20 protein-coding genes and 1 pseudogene (1 of these 21 only partly in view) are annotated in these 20,622 nt (G+C 64.6%); 11 read left to right on the forward strand and 10 right to left on the reverse strand.

Features of this window, described 5'->3' with window-relative positions:
- From hrpB to AC07Y0_RS19865, 4 genes and pseudogenes are all read left to right on the forward strand, one after another.
- A protein-coding gene (gene hrpB / locus AC07Y0_RS19850; protein WP_498679395.1) for an ATP-dependent helicase HrpB crosses the window boundary here: on the forward strand, window positions 1-2,173 show its 3' portion. 290 nt of this gene lie to the left of the window's left edge; only the last 2,173 of its 2,463 coding nucleotides appear in the window; its start codon lies off the left edge, out of view; it ends in the stop codon at window positions 2,171-2,173.
- Between the two features lie 26 nt (window positions 2,174-2,199).
- On the forward strand, window positions 2,200-3,492 hold the full coding sequence (locus AC07Y0_RS19855) for an ActS/PrrB/RegB family redox-sensitive histidine kinase (RefSeq protein ID WP_498679396.1): 1,293 nt from the start codon (window positions 2,200-2,202) through the stop codon (window positions 3,490-3,492).
- Window positions 3,464-3,535, forward strand: a pseudogene (locus tag AC07Y0_RS19860) (hypothetical protein); the annotation flags it as partial. The gene AC07Y0_RS19855 and the pseudogene AC07Y0_RS19860, both read left to right, overlap by 29 nt.
- Before the next feature lie 43 nt (window positions 3,536-3,578).
- Window positions 3,579-4,160, forward strand: coding sequence for an ActR/PrrA/RegA family redox response regulator transcription factor (locus AC07Y0_RS19865; protein WP_498679397.1), 582 nt, complete (start codon window positions 3,579-3,581; stop codon window positions 4,158-4,160).
- 3 nt (window positions 4,161-4,163) lie between these two features.
- Here the strand turns inward: AC07Y0_RS19865 and AC07Y0_RS19870 are convergent, their stop codons facing one another.
- A complete protein-coding gene (locus AC07Y0_RS19870; RefSeq protein WP_498679398.1) occupies window positions 4,164-4,649 on the reverse strand; it encodes an MmcB family DNA repair protein in 486 nt (161 codons plus the stop codon).
- A 176-nt stretch (window positions 4,650-4,825) separates the two neighbouring features.
- Between AC07Y0_RS19870 and AC07Y0_RS19875 the strand changes: the two genes are divergently transcribed.
- On the forward strand, window positions 4,826-5,485 hold the full coding sequence (locus tag AC07Y0_RS19875) for a L,D-transpeptidase (RefSeq protein ID WP_498679399.1): 660 nt from the start codon (window positions 4,826-4,828) through the stop codon (window positions 5,483-5,485).
- 73 nt (window positions 5,486-5,558) lie between these two features.
- On the opposite strand, the gene AC07Y0_RS19880 is transcribed toward AC07Y0_RS19875, so the two are convergent.
- The 6 genes from AC07Y0_RS19880 to hslV form a co-directional block, all read right to left on the reverse strand.
- The gene (locus AC07Y0_RS19880; RefSeq protein WP_498679400.1) at window positions 5,559-7,730 is read right to left on the reverse strand and encodes a malate synthase G; all 2,172 of its coding nucleotides are present in this window, start codon (window positions 7,728-7,730) and stop codon (window positions 5,559-5,561) included.
- 112 nt (window positions 7,731-7,842) lie between these two features.
- Window positions 7,843-9,846: a hydantoinase/oxoprolinase N-terminal domain-containing protein gene (locus tag AC07Y0_RS19885; protein WP_498679401.1), complete on the reverse strand. Its 2,004-nt coding sequence runs from the start codon at window positions 9,844-9,846 to the stop codon at window positions 7,843-7,845.
- Between the two features lie 92 nt (window positions 9,847-9,938).
- Window positions 9,939-11,357: a cytochrome P450 gene (locus AC07Y0_RS19890; RefSeq protein ID WP_498679402.1), complete on the reverse strand. Its 1,419-nt coding sequence runs from the start codon at window positions 11,355-11,357 to the stop codon at window positions 9,939-9,941.
- Between the two features lie 38 nt (window positions 11,358-11,395).
- Window positions 11,396-12,322, reverse strand: a complete 927-nt coding sequence (locus AC07Y0_RS19895) for a DUF1402 family protein (RefSeq protein WP_498680287.1) — start codon at window positions 12,320-12,322, stop codon at window positions 11,396-11,398.
- Window positions 12,323-12,486: 164 nt separating this feature from the next.
- Window positions 12,487-13,794 (reverse strand): ATP-dependent protease ATPase subunit HslU, encoded by a 1,308-nt coding sequence (gene hslU, locus AC07Y0_RS19900; RefSeq protein WP_498679403.1) that lies wholly within the window; start codon window positions 13,792-13,794, stop codon window positions 12,487-12,489.
- A gap of 32 nt (window positions 13,795-13,826) precedes the next feature.
- Window positions 13,827-14,354 (reverse strand): ATP-dependent protease subunit HslV, encoded by a 528-nt coding sequence (hslV, locus tag AC07Y0_RS19905; RefSeq protein ID WP_498679404.1) that lies wholly within the window; start codon window positions 14,352-14,354, stop codon window positions 13,827-13,829.
- A gap of 191 nt (window positions 14,355-14,545) precedes the next feature.
- On the opposite strand from hslV, the gene hisB reads away from it, so the two are divergent.
- The 6 genes from hisB to coaA all read left to right on the forward strand — a co-directional run bounded on the left by hisB (window position 14,546) and on the right by coaA (window position 18,808).
- Window positions 14,546-15,154 (forward strand): imidazoleglycerol-phosphate dehydratase HisB, encoded by a 609-nt coding sequence (gene hisB, locus AC07Y0_RS19910; RefSeq protein ID WP_498679405.1) that lies wholly within the window; start codon window positions 14,546-14,548, stop codon window positions 15,152-15,154.
- Window positions 15,155-15,256: 102 nt separating this feature from the next.
- Window positions 15,257-15,907: an imidazole glycerol phosphate synthase subunit HisH gene (gene hisH, locus AC07Y0_RS19915; protein ID WP_498679406.1), complete on the forward strand. Its 651-nt coding sequence runs from the start codon at window positions 15,257-15,259 to the stop codon at window positions 15,905-15,907.
- A gap of 26 nt (window positions 15,908-15,933) precedes the next feature.
- The gene (gene hisA / locus AC07Y0_RS19920) at window positions 15,934-16,668 is read left to right on the forward strand and encodes a 1-(5-phosphoribosyl)-5-[(5-phosphoribosylamino)methylideneamino]imidazole-4-carboxamide isomerase (protein WP_498679407.1); all 735 of its coding nucleotides are present in this window, start codon (window positions 15,934-15,936) and stop codon (window positions 16,666-16,668) included.
- Window positions 16,669-16,681: 13 nt separating this feature from the next.
- Entirely contained in the window at window positions 16,682-17,470 is a 789-nt protein-coding gene (hisF, locus tag AC07Y0_RS19925) for an imidazole glycerol phosphate synthase subunit HisF (RefSeq protein WP_498679408.1), read from the forward strand.
- A 22-nt stretch (window positions 17,471-17,492) separates the two neighbouring features.
- Window positions 17,493-17,816, forward strand: coding sequence for a phosphoribosyl-ATP diphosphatase (locus AC07Y0_RS19930; protein ID WP_028737907.1), 324 nt, complete (start codon window positions 17,493-17,495; stop codon window positions 17,814-17,816).
- Window positions 17,813-18,808: a type I pantothenate kinase gene (gene coaA, locus AC07Y0_RS19935; protein WP_498679409.1), complete on the forward strand. Its 996-nt coding sequence runs from the start codon at window positions 17,813-17,815 to the stop codon at window positions 18,806-18,808. Before AC07Y0_RS19930 ends, coaA begins: the two co-directional genes overlap by 4 nt.
- Window positions 18,809-18,869: 61 nt before the next feature.
- On the opposite strand, the gene AC07Y0_RS19940 is transcribed toward coaA, so the two are convergent.
- From AC07Y0_RS19940 to arfB, 3 genes are all read right to left on the reverse strand, one after another.
- Entirely contained in the window at window positions 18,870-19,496 is a 627-nt protein-coding gene (locus AC07Y0_RS19940; RefSeq protein ID WP_498679410.1) for an alpha-ketoglutarate-dependent dioxygenase AlkB family protein, read from the reverse strand.
- Between the two features lie 42 nt (window positions 19,497-19,538).
- Entirely contained in the window at window positions 19,539-20,012 is a 474-nt protein-coding gene (lysM, locus tag AC07Y0_RS19945) for a peptidoglycan-binding protein LysM (RefSeq protein ID WP_454748185.1), read from the reverse strand.
- Window positions 20,013-20,121: 109 nt separating this feature from the next.
- The gene (gene arfB, locus AC07Y0_RS19950) at window positions 20,122-20,556 is read right to left on the reverse strand and encodes an alternative ribosome rescue aminoacyl-tRNA hydrolase ArfB (protein WP_028737903.1); all 435 of its coding nucleotides are present in this window, start codon (window positions 20,554-20,556) and stop codon (window positions 20,122-20,124) included.
- Window positions 20,557-20,622: the final 66 nt, after the last annotated feature.

The raw sequence follows: 20,622 nt of genomic DNA on the forward strand, positions 1-20,622 counted from the left end.
GAAGACCCGCATCGAGGTGGTGACCGAGGGCGTCTTTGCCCGGATGATCCTGGAGGACCCCGAGCTCGAGGGCATCGCCGCCGTACTGTTCGACGAGTTTCACGAGCGCTCGCTGGACGCCGACTTCGGGCTGGCGCTGGCGCTCGATGCCCAGGCGGCCCTCAGGCCCGATCTGCGCCTTCTGGTGATGTCGGCGACGCTCGACGTGGAGCGCATCGCCGCGCTGTTCGGCGATGCGCCGGTGATCTCCAGCGAGGGCCGCAGCTTTCCCGTCGAGATCCGCTATCGCGACCGGCCGGGCGGCGAACGGGTCGAGGATGCCGTGGCCTCGGCCATCGTGCAGACCCACCAGTCGGAGAGCGGATCGATCCTCGCCTTTCTGCCCGGTCAGGCGGAAATCCGGCGGGTGGCCGAGCGGCTGGAGGGCCGGTTCGACGAAAACACCCTGGTCGTGCCCCTCTACGGCAATCTGAGCCAGAAGGAGCAGGATGCGGCGATCCGCCCCGCACCCGCCGGCAGCCGCAAGATCGTGCTCGCCACCTCGATCGCCGAAACCTCGATCACCATAGACGGGGTGCGGGTGGTGATCGACAGCGGCCTGCAGCGCCTGCCCGTCTACGAACCGTCGACCGGCATTACCCGGCTGGAAACGGTCAGGGTATCCCGCGCCTCGGCCGACCAGCGGGCCGGGCGCGCCGGACGCACCGAACCGGGCATCGCCCTTCGCCTCTGGCATTCTGGCCAGACGGCAGCCCTTCCCGCCTTCACGCCACCGGAGATCCTGTCGGCCGACCTGTCGAACCTCGTGCTCGACATGGCGCATTGGGGCGTGCTCGATCCCGCCCGGCTCGCCTTTATCGACCCCCCGCCCACAGCGGCGTGGAACGAGGCCCGCGCGCTGCTGCGCCTCCTCGGCGCGCTGGACGCCTCGGGCGCGATCACCGCAACGGGCCGCCAGATCCGTTCGCTCGGCCTGCCGGTCCGGCTCGCCGCCATGGTGCTGGCGGCAGCCAGGACCGGCGCGGCCCGGCAGGCGGCGGAGCTTGCGGTACTCCTGACAGAGCAGGGTCTTGGCGGCACCGGCATCGATATCGACGAACGCCTGCGCCGGTTCCGCCAGGAGAGCGGCGACCGCGTCGTCTCGGCCCGCAAACTGGCCGAGAGGCTGGCCTCGAATGCCGGACAGTCGAAGGGAGCGCCGATTTCGCTCACCGCCGGACAGCTGCTGCTGCATGCCTATCCCGACCGCATTGCGCTGAGGCGCGGCGGACGCGGCCGCTTCGTGATGGCCAATGGCCGGGGGGCCGAGATCCCCGAGACGGAACGGCTCGCCGGGGCCGACATGCTGGTGATCGCCGACCTCACCGGGCGCGCCGCGCAGGGCCGGGTTCTGGCGGCGGCCGAAATCGGCAGGGCGGAAATCGAAGCCCTCCTTCCGGATGCGATCCAGCGCGGCGAGGAGTGCTTCTTCGACGCAGCCAGCCGGCAGGTGCGGGCACGGCGGGTCACCCGGCTCGGCGCGATCGTGCTGGAGGAAACTCCGCTTGCCCGGCCGACAGGCCCCGCCGCCGCGGAGGCCCTGGCCGAGGGCGTGCGGCAGGTCGGGATCGGCGCCCTGCCCTTTTCCAAGGCGGCCGACCAACTGCGTCAACGGGTCGGTTTCCTGCACCGGACGATCGGCGAGCCCTGGCCGGACCTGTCGGATGCCGCCCTGCTCGATTCGCTCGACAACTGGTTCACGCCCTACCAATCGCAGGCGCGCGGCATCGACGATCTCTCGCCCGGCACGCTGTACGACGGTCTCACATCGCTCATTCCCCACGGCCTGCAGCGCGAACTCGACCGGCTGGCCCCGACCCATTTCACCGCACCGACGGGACAGAACCATCCGATCCGCTATGATGGAACCGAGCCCGTACTGTCCATCCGCGTGCAGGAACTGTTCGGCCTCAAGACGCATCCGGCGATCGGCGGCGGCAAATTGCCGCTCGTCCTGGAATTGACCTCTCCGGCGCATCGGCCCATCCAGACGACCCGCGACCTGCCGGGTTTCTGGGCGGGTTCGTGGAAGGACGTGCGGGCCGACATGCGCGGGCGCTATCCGAAACATCCGTGGCCGGAGGATCCGGCAGACGCCTTGCCAACGACGCGCGCCAAGCCGCGCGGCACCTGATACGACAGCACCGAGGAGGTGAGAGGATGAGCACACCGGATACCGCAATCCAGTTCGGGCCATCGAGCCGGCGACTGCGCCTGCAGACCCTGGTCTGGCTGCGCTGGCTCGCGGTCGCGGGGCAAGGTGCTACCGTGCTCGTCGTGGCCTTCGGGCTCAAGTTCCCGCTGCCGCTCGTCACCTGCGCCGCATTGATCGGCGCCCTGGCGGCGGTCAACTTCCTGCTGTCCGTGCGCTTCCCGCCGACCTACCGGCTGGAGCCGATCGCCGCCTTCGCCGTCCTCGGCCTCGACCTGCTGCAGCTCGGCGCCCTGCTGTTCATCACCGGAGGACTTGCCAATCCCTTTGCGCCGCTGATCTGCGTTCCGGTCATCATTTCCTTTGCCTCGCAGCCGCTCCGGCATGCGCTGGCGCTTTTCGCGCTCGCCATGATGCTGATCTCGGCGCTGCCGTTCTCGCCCTATCCACTACCCTGGTATGCGGGCGATGCGCCGACGCTCCAGCCGGTGATGCAGCTCGGCGTGTGGTTCGCCATCACCTCGATGATGGCCTTTGCCGCCTTCTACGCCTATCGCGTATCCCAGGAGGCCACGTTGCTGGCCGACGCGCTCTCGGCAACCGAACTGGTCCTGCAGCGGGAAAAGCACCTTTCGCAGCTGGACGGGCTTGCCGCCGCGGCCGCGCACGAACTCGGCACGCCGCTTGCCACCATCAGTCTGGTGGCCAAGGAAATGGAGCGCGAACTCGGCAAGGACGAACGCTTCGGCGAGGACATCCAGCTCCTGCGCAGCCAGAGCGAACGTTGCCGCGACATCCTCAAACGCATCGCGACGCTGCCCTCCGAGAGCGAGGAGCACATGCGCCGCCTGCCGCTCTCCTCGCTGATCGAGGACGTGCTGGCGCCACACCGCGAATTCGGCATCAAGCTGGAACTGGTCGAGAAGTCGGACCGCGCCAAGGAACCGGTCGGCATACGCAATGCCGCCATCCTCTACGGCCTTGGCAATCTCATCGAGAATGCCGTCGATTTTGCCCGGGAAAAGGTCACCGTCACCGTCGAGCACGACGCGTCCAAGGTGGCGATCACCATCGAGGACGACGGCATCGGCTATTCGCCGGACGTGTTGCAGCGCATCGGCGAACCCTATGTGACGAATCGCCATCGCGACGACAAGGCAGGCGGGCTGGGGCTGGGGCTCTTCATCGCCAAGACCCTGCTCGAACGGTCCGGCGCGCGGCTGCGCTTCGAAAACCGTCCGCCGGAAACGCCGGGCGCCCGGGTGGAAATCGTCTGGCCGCGTCACCGCATGGAGGCGTAATTGTGGCGAAATGACTTTACCGCATGGCCATTACTGGCCATAACCACACACGGACGCTCAAGATTGCCCCGCAGGATTGCCTAGCCATGACCGAAAACGCAACCTCCGACCCTTCGCCCGCAACCGGCGCCAACGCCCTGGGTCCGAACCCGACCTTGCTGATCGTCGACGACGATGTGCCTTTCCTGCGCCGGTTGGCCCGGGCGATGGAATCGCGCGGCTTCGTCGTCGAGACTGCGGCTTCCGTCGCCGAAGGCGTCGCCAAGGCCAAGGCCACGCCGCCGGGCTATGCGGTGGTCGATCTCAGACTCGGCGACGGCAACGGTCTCGACGTCATCGAAGCCATCCGCCAGCACCGCACGGACACCCATATCGTCGTGCTGACCGGCTACGGCAATATCGCCACGGCGGTCACGGCGGTGAAGCTCGGCGCGCTCGACTATCTGGCGAAGCCCGCCGACGCCGACGAGATCTTCCTGGCGCTGACCCAGCGTCCGGGTGAAAAGGCCGAAGTACCGGAAAATCCGATGTCGGCCGACCGGGTGCGCTGGGAGCATATCCAGCGGGTGTTCGAAAGCTGCGACCGCAATGTGTCGGAGACGGCACGCCGGCTCAACATGCACCGCAGGACGCTGCAGCGCATCCTTGCCAAGCGCGCGCCGAAATAACACTCAGTCACGGACCGGTGCGTGCGCGGCCCATTCGGCCATCATCAGGCGCTGCGCCGCGGAACGGGAGAAGTCGAGGGTGACGGCCTTGCGGGTCGCCGGCGGCAACTTGTGTTCCGGCGCCTCGCGCAGCAGGTGGGCGCCGTATCCGTCCGAAAGCAGCAGGCCGCAATCCTCCGGGAAGATGTCGAGCGGCACGTCCGGATGGGTGGCGAAGAACAGCCGGTCGCAATAGGCGCGGTATTCGGGCCATTTCCGGTCGACGCGGAAATCCTCGATCGAAGACTTGATCTCAATGATCCAGATCTCGCCCTTTTCCGACAGTCCGACCAGGTCGGCGCGCCGGCCGTTGGCAAGCTGCAGTTCGGGCAGAACGGCAAGCCGCATGTCGTGCAGCAAGACCTGAACGCCGCGCCGCACAAGCATAGCCCGCTCGGACTGGCGTCCATCGATTAACGGATTGTTTACGGCGATAGAAAGAATCGTCATGTTCCTGTCCAGGGAAGCTCATCCGCATGTTGCAAAAAAGCCATGTGGAGTCATTTTGCAGCGCCGAAGCCATCGGGCGGCGATCCGCTACTTGCAAAGGCGCTTTTAATCAAAAATAAACCATAATCAAAGATGGTCGAGATCACCATCTCCTAGCCCAAATGAACGAGTTTCCCATGCGCCTCCGCAATGCACTGACTGTGTTCGGCCTCGTCGCGACGATCGCCCTGACAGGTTGCACGACCACGACCGAGACCCAGCAGGCCGAAGCCACGACGGCCAAGATCTTCACCGACTCCTATGGCAGCGTCACCGACGCAGGCTATGCCCTGCCGGCCATCCCGATCAACAAGGTGAACAAGAAGTTCCACCGCCAGATCGTCGCCTACCCGACCAAGGAAAAGGCCGGCACGATCGTCGTCAACACGCGCGAGCGCTTCCTTTACTATGTCCTGCCGAACGGCAAGGCGGTCCGCTACGGCATCGGCGTCGGCAAGCAGGGCTTTGCCTGGCAGGGCGAGGCCTATATCGCCTGGAAGCAGGAATGGCCGACCTGGCATCCGCCGAAGGAAATGGCCGCCCGCAAGCCGGACGTCGCCCAGTATGTCGAAAACGGCATGGGCCCGGGTCTTCGCAATCCGCTCGGCGCACGCGCCCTCTATCTGTTCAACGAGAAGGGTCAGGATACGCTGTTCCGCCTGCACGGTACACCGGAATGGGCCTCGATCGGCACCGCCGCCTCGTCCGGCTGCATCCGCCTGATGAACCAGGACATCATCGACCTCTACAGCCGTGTCCGTCCCGGCAAGGGCGCACGCGTCGTCGTCCAGCAGTAAGCGCTTCGAAGCGTTCCCATGCAAAAAGCCGCCGGAGCAATCCGGCGGCTTTTTCGTTTGCGCTTCGCTCGGCTCAACCTGCGAGGCTTGCCTTCAGTTCGAGGCGGCGGCGATGCAGGACCGGCTCGGTATAGCCATTCGGCTGCTCGCGGCCCTTCAGCACCAGGTCGAGCGCCGCCTTGAACGCGATCGAGCCGTCGAAATTGCCGGCCATCGGCCGATAGGCGGGATCGCCCGCGTTCTGGCCGTCGACGACGACAGCCATGCGCTTCATCGTCTCAAGGATCTGCGCCTCGGTGACGATGCCGTGGTGCAGCCAGTTGGCCATGTGTTGGGCCGAAATGCGCAGCGTGGCGCGGTCTTCCATCAGGCCGACATTGTTGATGTCGGGAACCTTGGAGCAGCCGACGCCCTGGTCGATCCAGCGCACCACGTAGCCGAGAATGCCCTGGGCATTGTTGTCGAGTTCGCGCTGGATTTCTTCCGGCGTCCAGTTGGGCCGGACTGCCACCGGCACCGAGAGAATGTCACGCAGCTTGGCGCGCGGGCGGCTCTTCAGGCCCGCCTGGACCTCCGCGACATTGACACGGTGGTAGTGCGTGGCGTGCAGGGTGGCGGCGGTCGGCGACGGAACCCAGGCGGTGTTGGCGCCGGCCTTCGGATGGGCGATCTTCTGCTCCAGCATGGCCGCCATCAGGTCGGGCATGGCCCACATGCCCTTGCCGATCTGCGCGTGGCCGGACAGGCCGCATTCGAGGCCGATGTCGACATTCCAGTTTTCATAGGCCGAGATCCAGGCCGCCTGCTTCATGTCGCCCTTGCGGATCATCGGGCCGGCTTCCATCGAGGTGTGGATCTCGTCGCCGGTGCGGTCGAGGAAGCCGGTGTTGATGAACACGACGCGATCCTTTGCCGCGCGGATGCATTCCTTGAGGTTGACCGTCGTGCGGCGCTCCTCGTCCATGATGCCCATCTTGATGGCGTTCGGCGCCATGCCGATCAGGGCCTCGACGCGCGAGAAGATCTCGCAGGCGAAGGCAACCTCTTCCGGACCGTGCATCTTCGGCTTGACGACATACATCGAGCCGCTGCGCGAATTGGCCCGACGGCCGTTCGGACCGATGTCGTGGAGGGCGATCAGCGCGGTGACCGCGGCGTCCATGATGCCTTCCGGCACTTCCTTGCCGTCCCGGTCGAGGATCGCCGGATTGGTCATCAGGTGGCCGACATTGCGCACCAGCATCAGCGAGCGGCCATGCAGCGTGAGGGTCGAACCATCCGGCTTCGTGTATGTTCGGTCGGCGTTGAGCGCGCGGGTGAAACTCTTGCCGCCCTTCGAGACCTCCTCCGTCAGATCGCCCTTCATCAGGCCGAGCCAGTTGCCATAGACAACGACCTTGTCCTCGGCGTCGACGGCGGCGACCGAATCCTCGCAGTCCATGATCGTCGTGATCGCCGATTCGAGCCAGATGTCGTTGATATGCGCCGGATCACTCTTGCCGATCATGCCGTTCGCATCGATGACGATCTCGGTGTGCAGGTTGTTCTTGACCAGCAGGACCGCGTCCGGCTTGTCGGCAGCGCCGCGATAGCCGGCAAGCTGCGCCGGGTCGGAAAGGCCCGTTACGCCGCCATCGGACAGCGTGACGAACAGCGCGCCGTCCTGGATCGACAGGCTGGCGACATTGCTCCAGCTTCCGGCGGCAAGGGGTGCCGAATCATCCAGCAGTTGCCGGCCCCAGGCGATGACTTTCGCGCCGCGGACGGGATTGTAGCCCTTGCCCTTTTCGGCGCCGTCGGTTTCGGCGATCGCATCCGTGCCATAGAGCGCATCGTAGAGCGAACCCCAGCGGGCATTGGCGGCGTTCAGTGCATAGCGCGCGTTCATGACCGGAACGACGAGCTGCGGTCCGGCGATCCGGGTGATCTCGGCATCGACATTGGAGGTCGTGACCTTGACCTCGCCGCCTTCCGGCAGGAGATAACCGATGTCGCGCAGGAAAGCCTCGTAGGCGTCCATGTCGATCGGCGCGCCGTTCTCTTTGTGCCAGGCGTCGATCTTCGCCTGCATCTCGTCGCGCTTGGCCAGCAGCGCCCGGTTCTTCGGCGCGAGGTCGTGCACGATGGCCGAGAAGCCCTTGAGATAGGTCTCCGGGTCGACCCCGGTTCCCGGCAATGCCTCTTCGATCAGGAACCGATGCAGTTCCGTGTCGATGGAAAGGCCGTGGCTTTCGATCCGGCTCATGACGCTGTCTCCTCGCAAGTCTGGCTGTAACCTTGATGGGCGGACTTTGATCTGTTCTGATTCATTGTCAATCGAGCACAAATTACAAAGATTTGTGCCATATCGGAAATTATTATCCGTGCGCCAGGCGCGGCCTGCCGCTCGCCGTGGCGATGAAACGCGCTTCGACGAGCTTGCGGCTGCCGTCGATCTCAGGCGCATCGATTTCCTCGACGAGGGCCAGGACCGCATCGGCAGCGCCATTCTGCCGGGCATGCTCCAAGGCCGCTTCGCCTGCCCTGTCGCGCGCAGCCTCGAACGCCTTTTCCTCGTCCGTGAAGCGGCGGCCATCTCCCGCACCCGACAGCATGAAGATGCCGTCCTCGGGTGCGGTGACGAAGACGGTGACGGTGGCACGGACCCGCCCCACCACGGCACCGACCGCATTGGCGACATCCGCGTCGGCCGGGACTTCGCAGGCCACGGACAGCATGTCACCGATTGCCGGATAGTAGACCGGAGCCGAGGCGCCGAGCCCGACCAGCGGACGGTCAAGCGACAGGGCGAAGCGCACGATGCCAGCCTGACGCCGCAGCGCATGGTCGATCAGCAGCGAGCGGGCGGGATCGACATCGGTGAGCCCGGCCTCGGGAAGGACGGCCGAGAGAATGACCTCCGCCGACTGACGCGTCAGCCGGTCGACGATCCGTTGGGCAAGATCTTCCGGCGAGGCGGCGATCGGTTGGCCGGCCCCATTCTTGCGGCGGATGGCGAGCCTCAGTCCCAGATCCGCTGCCTCCCGATCCCACTGGTCCTGCCGGCCGAGCACATGCATGGCGTCCGACGGCGTGATGCCGCAGATATGCACGAGCCCGCGCGCCACCAGCCGATCGAGCGTCGCCAGCTGCGAGGTTGCCGTCATCAATTGATCAAGCGCCACGGGCCCCGATCCGATGCGCGCGAACAGCGCCGCTTCTTGCGCTGCCAGGCCGGCGGCCAGGTGATCCGGTACGCCGGTGCGGACCGTGAGGCGCCCGTCATGGCGGCCCATATGGGCCGCGCGCAGCTGCCGTTCGAGAATGTCGATGACCGGGCGGCCATACAGCGTGGCCGCCAGACTGAGCGGCACCAGCCGCCGCGGTCCGAGATCGATCCGCGCGTTCATGCTGCGGTCGTCGATTCTCACCTCCGAATCGCCGCCGAGGCCATAGGTGCGCATGGCCACCGCCTCGACCATGGTGCGGTATCCGCCGACCACGGCACCGTCGGCGTCGAGGCGGGGGCGACCGCCCTCGAGGATGGCCACATCGGTGGTCGTACCGCCGATGTCGGAGACGACGGCATCGGCAAGCCCGGTCAGATGACGGGCGCCGACCAGGCTTGCCGCAGGGCCCGACAGGATCGTCTCGATCGGCCGCAGCCGGGCCTCCGCCGCGGATATCAGGGCACCGTCGCCGCGCACGACCATCAGCGGCGCGTCGATGCCGCGCCTTGTGAGAAAGTCCTCGCAGGCGCCGACAAGCCGGTCGATCATCGACACCAGGCGGGCATTGAGCAGCGTGGTGAGCGCCCGGCGCGGACCGCCGAGCTTGGACGACAACTCGTGGCTGCAGGTTACCGGCAGAGGACAATGAGCGCGGATGAAATCCCGCACCCGGTCTTCGTGCGAGGGATTGCGCACGGCGAAATAGCCGGCAATGGCAAAGGAGGACACCGTCCGGCTCAGCTCCGGCAGGGCTTTCTCCAGCGGAGCGAGATCGAGCGGCGTCTCGGTGCCGTGCACATCGTGACCGCCGGCGAGATAGATGACGGGATCGGAGCCCAGCGCATCGGACAGACCGTCACGCTTGAGGTCGTCGGGACCGAAGCCGATCATGACGAGGCCGGCGCGTCCCCCCTGCCCTTCGACGAGCGCATTTGTCGCCAGCGTCGTCGACAGAGACACCAGACCGATTGCCTCGACCGAGACGCCGGAGGCCTCGATGACCTTGTCCAGCGCTTCCGCGATACCGATTGCAAGATCATGGCGCGTGGTCAACGCCTTGGCCTTGGCGAGGATGCCTTGCGTCTCGCTGTAGAGCACCGCGTCGGTATAGGTGCCGCCGGTATCGATGCCCAACAGGTAATGGAGTGTCACGCCAACTGCCTCGGTCTTTCAGAATTTCACCAACACGGATCACGCTGTTATCGCATGGAGAAACCGGGCGGCAATAGCTGACAAACGGCAAATCATGGCCGCGAAACCGCAGCCCGCGCGGTGACCCGCATCGGCAGGCCGCCGGCCGGCTGCACCGTCAGCTTCTGCACCGGCCACGGCCTGGTTTCGGCCGTCATGTCGAAGCGATAGCGCCGCATCAGGACGGCGAGCGCGATCACGGCTTCCTGCAGGGCGAAGGTTGCCCCGATGCAGACCCGTGCCCCGGCGCCGAAAGGCAGATATTGAAAGCGGCCGATCTTTTCGCGGTTTTCCGGCAGGAAGCGGCTCGGGTCGAAGGCCCGCGGGTTTTCCCAGTAGAGTTCGTGCCGGTGCAGCGTCCAGGGCATGATGAGGATCGTCGCACCCTTGCGGATGTCGATCGCCGTGCCGTCGGGTGCCTGGAAGTGGTCGTCCGCAACGGCCTGGCGGTTGATCGACGGGGCCGGCGGATAGAGCCTCAGCGCCTCCTCGAAGGCGGCACGTACCAGCGGCATGCGCTCCAGCCAGTCGACCGGATCCGCACCGCTGTCGAGCACGGCATCGATTTCGACCTCCATGCGATCCCGGATGTCGGGACAATTGGCGACGCAGAAGAAGGTCCAGGCGAGCGCCCGGGCCGTGGTCTCATGGCCGGCGCCGATGAAGGTCAGGATATTGTCCTCGACCTCCTCGGTCGTCAGACCCTGCGGTCCTTCGACCTCGAGCAGCAGGGTGAGGAAATCGCGCGGCGCCGATTGCGGGTCCCGCGCTATCGCCGCCTTGCGCTTTTCCATGGTCGAGCGGACCAGCGCACGGAACTTCCGCAACACGCCACGGCCCCGCAGCCGGGCGAGCCGGGGAATCCACCCCGGAGCCGCCAGCATGTCGAGCGGATCGATCCGTCCCATATGGTGCAACAGCGCATCGACATCGCCGGCGACGTCATCGCCGGCGGTGGCAATCTCGCCGGAAAACAGTGTCTCGGAGAGAATGAGATAGGTGAGCCCCGTCATGTCGGCGGCGATGTCGCGCACCGTCCCTCGCGCGTCCGTCGTGGCGTAGCGCGCGGCGAATTCCTCGCTCTTCTCCAGCATCTGGCGGGCAAAGCCGCGCGCATGGCGCGGCGTGAAGACGGGCGCCATCGCCCTTCGCGAGCGCTTCCACACCCCACCCTCGGCGGTCAGCAAGCCGTCGCGCAGGATGGGGCGCAGGACCAGTTGCCGGACCTTGTCCATCACGTAGTTGCCGGCATTGTCGACCAGCACGTGGCGGATCAAATCCGGATCGTTGACGATTACGGTGGTGCGGCCGAAGAACCGGGTCTCGATCCAGGGCAGGGTATAGGAAGGCACGCCCCAGAGCTCGAGCGGGTTGCGCAGGACCGTACGAATGATCTCGAGCTTCGACGGCGGATAGGGACGCGGGACCGGCGCGGGCGGCTCGAAAAGGTCGGGGCTGTCGACAACTGCCATGGTTCCGCTCCGCGGTGGCGCGCTCAGCCCGAAGCGGGCTAGAACAGCGCCTTGAGTTCACTCAGGCGGTCATTGACCAACCACCCGTAATAGTTCTCTTCCGGCCAGACCGGCGATCCGGCGCCGGCATTGCGGGCCGCCAGCGCCCGGGCCCGCTGCAGCGAGTTGCCGACATTGAACAGCGTGGCCGTCACGCCGGGATTCTTCGAAATGTCCATGCCGGCGACCGTGCGGTAGTCGTCGATCGCCTTGCGCAGCACGCCCGCCATGAAGGCCAGCGAAATGTCGGGCTCCATGATCGCCTTGTAAACGCCGGCCGCATCGTTCTCGTCCAGCCTGGCGACGCCCGATTTCTGCGATACCAGGTCCGACAGCATCAGCGCCGTCAGCGGATTGATCTGCCCAAGCCCGAAGGTCTGGCCTGCATAGAAGGGCTGGAAGAACACGGCGCTGAAGCGGTTGTTGGGATAGGATTTGCCGCCGACGCTGCGGCCGCGGAACTTGGTTTCCCAGACGTCCTCGCGGCACGACCATAGTTTGTAGGAGTCCTTCATCGCGGCGCAGGCGGAAAATTCCGGGCGGGCGACGAAGTCGGAAATCCCCTCGCCGTCATAGGCGAAACGGAAGCTGTTGCCGGCATAGGATGCCGCCTTGACGTAGTAGCTCTGCAGGCTGTCATAGGCATCGACGTTGAAGGTATGCTCGCCGACGATCGCGCCCACCATGTGGATAGGATCGATGCCGTAGGCAGCCGCCGTCTTCCTGATCTTCGAGCGCAGCCGGTCGTCGGACGCGAGAAGGTCACGCACCTTCTCGTATTTCAGGTCGAACGTGGTCTTGCCGGCCTGGGTGCGCCGCACCGAAGCGCCCGGGATCGGCGGTTGCTCGGCATGGCGGTTGCCCTCGGGCACGACACGGAGCGATCCCGCGTTCACACCTGCCGGCGCAAGAACGAGCAGCGCCAGAAAGAATGCCCGAGTAAGTCGACCCACGATAGCTTCACCCCAAGTTGTCAATATGCAGATTGCTTTCCGGCGCCACCCATACAGAAGCAAGGCCGTGTTTGTCGACCTTGCCCTGCGTCACATTTGCGGCATTCCTTCGGCGGGACCCGCATATTCTGCCGGCGCTACAGGATATAACGCGACAGATCCGCATCGGCGGCGATCTCGCCGACATGCTCGGCAACATAGGCCGAATCGATCAGCACCTTCGAACCGCCCCGGTCGGGCGCGTTGAACGAGATGTCGTCCAGCACGCGTTCCATCACGGTCTGCAGACGGCGCGCGCCAATGTTCTCGACCGAGGTGTTGAGCTTGACCGCGACATCGGCCAGCGCATCGATCGCGTCTTCGGTGAAGTCGAGATCGAGTTCCTCGGTCGCCATCAGCGCCTTGTACTGGCGGATGAGGCTCGCCTCGGTCTCGGTCAGGATGCGACGGAAGTCCTCCTTGGTGAGCGGCTTCAGCTCGACGCGGATCGGCAGGCGGCCCTGCAACTCGGGCAGCAGGTCCGAAGGCTTCGACAAGTGGAAGGCACCGGACGCGATGAAAAGAATATGGTCCGTCTTCACCGGCCCGTACTTGGTCGACACCGTGGTGCCTTCGACCAGCGGCAGCAGGTCGCGCTGCACGCCTTCGCGCGAAACGCCCGCACCCATGCCGCCTTCCCGCGCGGCGATCTTGTCGATCTCGTCGAGGAAGACGATGCCGTCGTTCTCGGCCGAGCGCACCGCCTCGCGCTGGATCACTTCATTGTCGATCAGCTTGTCGGACTCGTCGCGAATCAAGTCGGCATAGGAGGCCTTGACCGTGGTGCGCACCTTCTTGGTGCGGTTGCCCATCGCCTTGCCGAACATTTCCGACAGGTTGAGAATACCGACATTGGCGCCCGGCATGCCGGGAACCTCGAAGCCGGACATGCCGCTGCCGCTATCGGCGATCTCGATGTCGATCTCCTTGTCGTCCATTTCGCCGGCCCTAAGCTTCTTGCGGAAGCTGTCGCGGGTGGCCGGGGAAGCCGTCGATCCAACCAGAGCATCGAGGACGCGTTCCTCGGCGCCGGCATGGGCCTTGGCCTGGACCTCGGCGCGCTTCTTTTCACGCACCAGGCCGATGCCGACCTCGACAAGATCGCGGATGATCTGTTCCACGTCGCGGCCGACATAGCCGACTTCGGTAAACTTCGTCGCCTCGACCTTGATGAAAGGGGCGCCCGCAAGCTTGGCAAGGCGCCGCGAAATCTCCGTCTTGCCGACGCCGGTCGGGCCGATCATCAGGATGTTCTTCGGCATCACCTCGTCGCGCAGGTCCTCGTCGAGCTGCTGACGGCGCCACCGGTTGCGCAGCGCGATTGCCACGGCACGTTTCGCCTCATGCTGTCCGATGATGAAGCGGTCGAGTTCGGATACGATCTCGCGGGGAGAAAAAGTCGTCATATCGCTTGTTCCAATGGTCGGAGGAAAGAGGATCAGTTGTCGCTGTCGAGCGACTCGACCACGATATTGTCGTTGGTATAGACGCAGATCTCGGCGGCGATCGCCATGGCGTGGCGGGCTATCTCTTCCGCCGACTTGTCGCTGTCCATCAGGGCGCGGGCGGCCGCGAAGGCATAATTGCCGCCGGAGCCGATCGCCATCGCGCCATGCTCGGGTTCGAGCACGTCGCCATTGCCGGTGATGGCAAGGGTAATGGTCTTGTCGGCGACCAGCATCATGGCCTCGAGGTTGCGCAGGTACTTGTCGGTTCGCCAGTCCTTGGCGAGCTCGACTGCGGCGCGCATCAGCTGGCCGGGATATTGCTCGAGCTTCTTTTCCAGGCGCTCCAGCAGCGTGAACGCATCGGCGGTCGCACCGGCGAAACCGGAGATCACGTCGCCCTTGCCGATCCGGCGGACCTTGCGGGCATTGCCCTTCATCACGGTCTGGCCGAGGCTCACCTGGCCGTCGCCCGCCATGATGACCTTTCCGCCCTTTCGTACAGTAATAATCGTTGTCATTCACGCACCTGTTGGCCCGTCTGCCGGGCGTTCGATTGGAAACACGAAATCGTTCGGTTGATCCCTATGTAAGTTGGCCTCGCGCGAATGCAATCTTGTGACGCATCGCGGAAAAGCACGGCCTGCTTTTGCTGGATATTTAACCGACCTCCTGATAAGGAACCCCTGACCAAGGCATGGAGCGAACCCTGATGGGCGAAACAATGATCCGTCGCACGGGAAGCATTTCCCGCAAGACCAACGAAACCTCCGTTTCGGTTTCCGTCAATCTCGACGGCGCCGGCGCGGCGAAGATTTCCACGGGCGTCGGCTTCTTCGATCACATGCTCGACCAGCTTTCGCGCCATTCGCTCATCGACATGGAGATCGAGGTCAAGGGCGACCTTCACATCGACGACCACCATACCGTCGAGGACACCGGCATTGCCATCGGCCAGGCCATCTCCAAGGCGCTCGGCGACCGGCGCGGCATCACCCGCTACGCCTCGCTCGACCTTGCCATGGACGAGACGATGACCAAGGCGGCGATCGATGTCTCGGGCCGACCGTTCCTCGTGTGGAACGTCGCCTTCAGCGCGCCAAAGATCGGCACCTTCGACACCGAACTGGTGCGCGAGTTTTTCCAGGCGCTGGCCCAGAATGCCGGCATCACGCTGCATGTCCTCAATCATTACGGCGCCAACAACCACCATATCGCCGAGACCTGCTTCAAGGCCGTGGCCCGGGCATTGCGGACAGCCGTCGAAATCGATCCGCGCCAGGCCAGCCGCGTTCCCTCGACCAAGGGCACCCTCGTCTGAGACCCGCCCGACCGGAAACGCGGAAAGCAGCTTGATCATCGTTTTGCGGCGCGTCGGGGCCCCGGCCCCACGGCGTCGCACTTAGAAAAAGGACGTTCGACGATGCGCGTGGCGATCATCGACTATGGATCCGGAAATCTCCGTTCGGCAACGAAGGCCTTCGAACGGGCGGCGCGAGAGAGCGGCATCGACGCGGTCATCGAATTGACCGACAAGGCGGACCGCGTGGCAAGCGCCGACCGCATCGTGCTGCCGGGTGTGGGCGCCTATGCCGACTGCCGCCGGGGGCTCGACGCCGTCCCGGGCATGCACGAGGCGATCGTCGACGTCGTCGAGAAGAAGGCCCGGCCCTTCTTCGGCATCTGCGTCGGCATGCAACTGATGTCGAGCCGCGGGCTGGAAAAGACGATCACCCCCGGCTTCGGCTGGATCAAGGGCGATGTGGTCGAGATGACGCCGAACGATCCGACCCTGAAGATCCCGCAGATCGGCTGGAACACGCTCGACCTGCACCACCCGCATCCCTTGTTCGACGGGATCAAGACGGGGCCGGACGGCCTGCATGCCTATTTCGTCCACTCCTACCACCTCGCCGCGGAAAATCCGGATGACGTGATTGCCACCACCGACTATGGGGGGCCGATGACGGCCTTCGTCGGTCGCGCCAATATGGTTGGCGCCCAGTTCCATCCGGAAAAGAGCCAGACGCTCGGCCTCAGGCTGATCGCCAACTTCCTTTCCTGGCAACCGTAAGTTTCCTTCAGTATCGGACATTCCGCATGATCCTTTTTCCCGCCATCGACCTCAAGGACGGCCAGTGCGTGCGGCTCAAGCTGGGCGACATGGAGCAGGCCACCGTCTACAACACCGATCCCGGCGCCCAGGCGAAGGCCTTCGAGGACCAGGGTTTCGAATGGCTGCACGTGGTGGACCTGAACGGCGCCTTTGCCGGAACGAGCGTCAACGGGGCAGCGGTCGACGCGATCCTGAAGGCGACAAAGAATCCGGTGCAGCTCGGCGGCGGTATCCGCAGCCTCGAGCATATCGAAAACTGGCTTGATCGCGGGCTTTCGCGCGTCATCCTCGGCACGATCGCCGTGCGCGACCCGGCGCTGGTGATCGAGGCCTGCAGGCGCTTCCCCGGCAAGATCGCCGTCGGCATCGACGCCAAGGGCGGCAAGGTCGCGGTCGAGGGCTGGGCGGAGGCCTCGGAACTCGGCGTGGTCGAGCTTGCGAAAAAATTCGAAGGGGCGGGTGTATCGGCGATCATCTATACCGATATTGATCGCGACGGCATCCTGACCGGCATCAACTGGGAATCGACGCTGTCGCTGGCCGATGCCGTGTCCATCCCGGTGATCGCGTCGGGCGGGCTGGCCTCGATGGACGACATCCGTCGCATGCTGCAGCCGGATGCGGCCAAGCTCGAGGGCGCCATCACCGGCCGCGCACTCTATGACGGCCGCATCGACCCGGCCGAAGCCTTGGCGCTCATCCGCGCCGCCCGCGCCTGAACGAGGATAGACCATGACGCTGAAAGCCCGTGTCATTCCCTGCCTGGACGTCAAGGACGGCCGCGTCGTCAAGGGCGTCAACTTCGTCGACCTGATCGACGCGGGCGATCCCGTCGAGGCGGCCAAGGCCTATGACGCCGCCGGTGCCGACGAACTCTGCTTCCTCGACATCACCGCATCGTCCGACAATCGCGACACGATCTTCGAGGTCGTCGCCCAGACGGCGGACCAGTGTTTCATGCCGCTCACCGTCGGCGGCGGCGTGCGCACGATCGCCGACATCCGCAAGCTGCTGCTCTGCGGGGCCGATAAGGTGGCGATCAATTCGGCGGCGGTGAACAATCCGGATTTCATTGCAGAGGCCGCCGACAAGTTCGGCGATCAGTGCATCGTCGTGTCGATCGACGCCAAGCAGAGGCGCAAGCAGGAAGCGGGCGGCGACAATGTGAGCGCCTGGGAGATCTACACCCATGGCGGCCGCACCCCCACCGGCATCGATGCGGTCGAGTTCGCCAGGAAGATGGTCGAACGCGGCGCCGGCGAACTGCTGGTCACATCAATGGACCGGGACGGAACCAAGATCGGATACGATCTCGAACTGACGCGAACCATTGCCGATGCCGTGCGGGTACCGGTGATCGCCTCTGGCGGGGTCGGCACGCTCGACGATCTGGTCGCCGGTATCAAGGACGGACATGCCACGGCCGTGCTCGCCGCCTCGATCTTCCACTTCGGCACCTATTCGATCGCCGAGGCCAAGCAGTATATGGCCAGCCACGGCATCGCCATGCGGCTCGACTGAGCGCCCGCGAAAGGGATCTGCAATGAGTGACTTCTCCCTCACCGACCTCGAAAGGATCGTCGCCGACCGGGCCCAGGCCCGGCCAGACGAATCCTGGACGGCGAAGCTCGTCGCCGGCGGCCAGTCGAAGGCCGCCAAGAAGCTCGGCGAAGAGGCGGTCGAAACGGTGATCGCGGCGATCAAGGACGATCGCGAAAACCTCGTCTACGAGAGCGCCGACCTTCTCTATCACCTGATGGTCGTATTGAAAATCGCCGACATCCCGCTTAAAGCCGTGCTCGAAGAGCTTCAACGGCGTACGGCCCAGACAGGCCTCAGCGAAAAAGCCAGCCGGCAGGATCCATGACGACAGCGACACGGGAATCCGAAACGCCACAAGCACTCGACCATTTCCAGGCGGATGGATACTCCCCCTATCTTTTCTTCGATTCGGAAGAATGGTCGCATTTCCGGGCCGATACGCCCCTCACCCTGACCGCGGACGAGGTCCAGCGCCTGCGCTCGATCGACGACCCGATCGACCTTTCCGAAGTGCGCCGGATCTACCTGTCGCTGTCGCGCCTGCTCTCGGCCCATGTCGAATCCTCGCAACTGCTGTTCCAGCAGCGCAATCGCTTCCTCAACACCTCGAACATTTCCAAGACTCCGTTCGTCATCGGCATCGCGGGATCGGTCGCGGTCGGCAAGTCCACGACCGCCCGCGTCCTGAAGGAGCTCTTGGCGCGCTGGCCATCGAGCCCGAAGGTCGATCTCGTCACCACGGACGGCTTCCTCTATCCGAACGCCCATCTGGTTCGCCACAAGATCCTCAACCGCAAAGGCTTTCCGGAAAGCTACGACATCGGGGCGCTGCTGCGTTTCCTCTCGGCGATCAAGGCCGGACTGCCCAACGTCAAGGCGCCCGGCTATTCGCACCTGACCTATGACGTGCTGCCCAACGAGTACAAGATCATCGACCGGCCGGACATCCTGATCTTCGAGGGCATCAACGTGCTGCAGTCGCGCGACCTGCCGGCCGACGGCAAGATCGTGCCGATCGTTTCGGACTTCTTCGACTTCTCGATCTATATCGACGCCGACGAGAAGCTCATCCACCGCTGGTATGTCGACCGCTTCATGAAGCTGCGGCAGACAGCGTTCCGCGACCCCAACTCCTACTTCCATCGCTATGCCACCATCAGCGAAGAAGAGGCGCTGGAGATCGCCGAAGGTCTGTGGAAGAACATCAACCTGAAGAACCTCAGGGAAAATATCCTGCCGACCCGGCCGCGGGCCGACCTCATCCTGCGCAAGGGCGACAACCATCTGGTGGAGCAGGTCGCGCTGAGAAAACTGTAGGCGATGCATAGCCGGCAGTTTATTCAATAAGCCGCTATGTTTGCCGGATTCAGCTTCGAAATCAGGGATTGACCCGCCTCAGCGTCAGGTTGATACGACCGCCGTTCTTCAGCAGTGTCGAGGTCGACGGATAGATGCGGTCCACCCCGTGGAAGCACAGGCGCCCCGCCCCGCCGATGACGAAGACGTCGCCGCTCGTGAGCTTCATCGACATGGTCGGATCCTTGCGGTTCGTTCCGCCGATGCGGAAGAGGCAGGCATTGCCGAGAGAGACCGACACGACCGGAGCCTCGAGATCCTTTTCGTCGCGATCCTGGTGCAGGCCCATGCGGGCATTGTCGTCGTAGAAGTTGACCAGGCACGCCTCCGGCGGCTTGTCCGAGCCGGAAACCCGGTTCCAGATATCGAGCAGCAGGACGGGAATGGCGGGCCATGGCCTGCCCGTGACAGGATGGGTCGGCTGATAGCGGTAGCCGCGCTCCTTGTCCGTCACCCATCCGAGCGGCCCGCAATTGGTCATGCGGACCGACATTTCCTTGCCTGTGCCGAGCATGGCGGGGACGAAGAGGGGCGCCTCCGCGACGATCTCACGGATCGACGCGACGAGCTGCTCCTGGCTCGCCCGATCGATGAAATCCGGATGGTAGCGAAGCCCTTCGGGCAGCGTGCGCTTGGCTTTTTCAGGCATGGACGAACGGCAGCCACAATGGCCGCCGCCTTCGTTGGAAATTCAGTCGGCGAGATCGGGAATGCGCAGCACCTGGCCGGGATAGATCTTGTCGGGATGGGTGAGCATCGGCTTGTTGGCCTCGAAGATCACCGTGTGCTTGGCGCCCTTGCCCTTGCCATATTGCGCTTCGGCGATCTTCCACAGATTGTCGCCCTTCTTCACCGTGTAGAAGACCGGCTCCTTGGGCGCGACCGGCGCGGCTTGCGGAGTCTCGGCAATCTTCAGGTCGTCGGCTTCGACCTTGGAAATCCCCAGCGTATTGCCGACGGCAATGACCGCCTTCTCGAAGGCCGACTGGTCCTTGACGGTCCCCTTCAGCACGACCTTGTCGTCGACGACGGCAACCTCGACCTTTTCGGTGCCGAGATCGTGCGAGGCGAGTTCCTTCTTTACCGCATCCGCGTCCGGCGCCTCGTCATCGCCGCCGATGCCGAGCTTCTTGCCTGCACTCTTGATAAAGCTAAACAAACCCATGGGATCTCCCCTTCTCGTAAAGTCCGGCCTCAGCTGAACCCACGACGCAGCAAAACACAAGCAGATATCTAAAATATGCCATGCTGTATTAGGTCGCAGTGTGGCGCGCCTAGTCTCCGCCAGGCCTGCCGCGCATCTTCTTGACCTCGGAGCGGCCCGACTTTTCCTTCAGCCGGCGCTCGACAGACCCTTTTGTCGGCTTGGTCTTCTTGCGCGGCGGCGGGGGCGGCGCGGCGGCGGCGAGGATCAGTTCCTTGAGACGCTCGCGGGCGTCTTCGCGGTTGCGTTCCTGGCTGCGGAAGCGGTTCGCCTCGATCATCAGCACGCCTTCCTTCGAAGCGCGCCGTCCGGCAAGCTTCAGGGCGTTCTCCTTGACCCGGTCGCTCAAGGCGGGAGACCCGGCGATGTTGAAGAACAGCTGGACGGCCGTCGAGACCTTGTTGACGTTCTGTCCGCCCGGCCCGCCGGCCAGCACGAATTGCTCCGTCAGCTCCCAGCCGGCGATCGTGATGCGATTGTTGATGACGAGTGCGTCGCTGGCCATGTTCGGTCTCCGTCTGCTCTATTTCACATTCGAACGCGGAGGAAAACAAGAAACCCGGCGGATCGC

It is taken from the genome of Allorhizobium sp. GW101-3B10 (genome assembly GCF_059424725.1).

Excerpts from the sequence above, each read along its gene's own strand:
- AC07Y0_RS19855 (WP_498679396.1), top strand. The coding sequence starts at position 2,200 with ATGAGCACACCGGATACCGCAATCCAGTTCGGGCCATCGAGCCGGCGA.
- AC07Y0_RS19865 (WP_498679397.1), top strand. The coding sequence starts at position 3,579 with ATGACCGAAAACGCAACCTCCGACCCTTCGCCCGCAACCGGCGCCAAC.
- AC07Y0_RS19870 (WP_498679398.1), bottom strand. The coding sequence starts at position 4,649 with ATGACGATTCTTTCTATCGCCGTAAACAATCCGTTAATCGATGGACGC.
- AC07Y0_RS19875 (WP_498679399.1), top strand. The coding sequence starts at position 4,826 with ATGCGCCTCCGCAATGCACTGACTGTGTTCGGCCTCGTCGCGACGATC.
- AC07Y0_RS19880 (WP_498679400.1), bottom strand. The coding sequence starts at position 7,730 with ATGAGCCGGATCGAAAGCCACGGCCTTTCCATCGACACGGAACTGCAT.
- AC07Y0_RS19890 (WP_498679402.1), bottom strand. The coding sequence starts at position 11,357 with ATGGCAGTTGTCGACAGCCCCGACCTTTTCGAGCCGCCCGCGCCGGTC.
- hslU (WP_498679403.1), bottom strand. The coding sequence starts at position 13,794 with ATGACGACTTTTTCTCCCCGCGAGATCGTATCCGAACTCGACCGCTTC.
- hslV (WP_498679404.1), bottom strand. The coding sequence starts at position 14,354 with ATGACAACGATTATTACTGTACGAAAGGGCGGAAAGGTCATCATGGCG.
- hisB (WP_498679405.1), top strand. The coding sequence starts at position 14,546 with ATGGGCGAAACAATGATCCGTCGCACGGGAAGCATTTCCCGCAAGACC.
- hisH (WP_498679406.1), top strand. The coding sequence starts at position 15,257 with ATGCGCGTGGCGATCATCGACTATGGATCCGGAAATCTCCGTTCGGCA.
- hisA (WP_498679407.1), top strand. The coding sequence starts at position 15,934 with ATGATCCTTTTTCCCGCCATCGACCTCAAGGACGGCCAGTGCGTGCGG.
- hisF (WP_498679408.1), top strand. The coding sequence starts at position 16,682 with ATGACGCTGAAAGCCCGTGTCATTCCCTGCCTGGACGTCAAGGACGGC.
- AC07Y0_RS19930 (WP_028737907.1), top strand. The coding sequence starts at position 17,493 with ATGAGTGACTTCTCCCTCACCGACCTCGAAAGGATCGTCGCCGACCGG.
- coaA (WP_498679409.1), top strand. The coding sequence starts at position 17,813 with ATGACGACAGCGACACGGGAATCCGAAACGCCACAAGCACTCGACCAT.
- AC07Y0_RS19940 (WP_498679410.1), bottom strand. The coding sequence starts at position 19,496 with ATGCCTGAAAAAGCCAAGCGCACGCTGCCCGAAGGGCTTCGCTACCAT.
- lysM (WP_454748185.1), bottom strand. The coding sequence starts at position 20,012 with ATGGGTTTGTTTAGCTTTATCAAGAGTGCAGGCAAGAAGCTCGGCATC.
- arfB (WP_028737903.1), bottom strand. The coding sequence starts at position 20,556 with ATGGCCAGCGACGCACTCGTCATCAACAATCGCATCACGATCGCCGGC.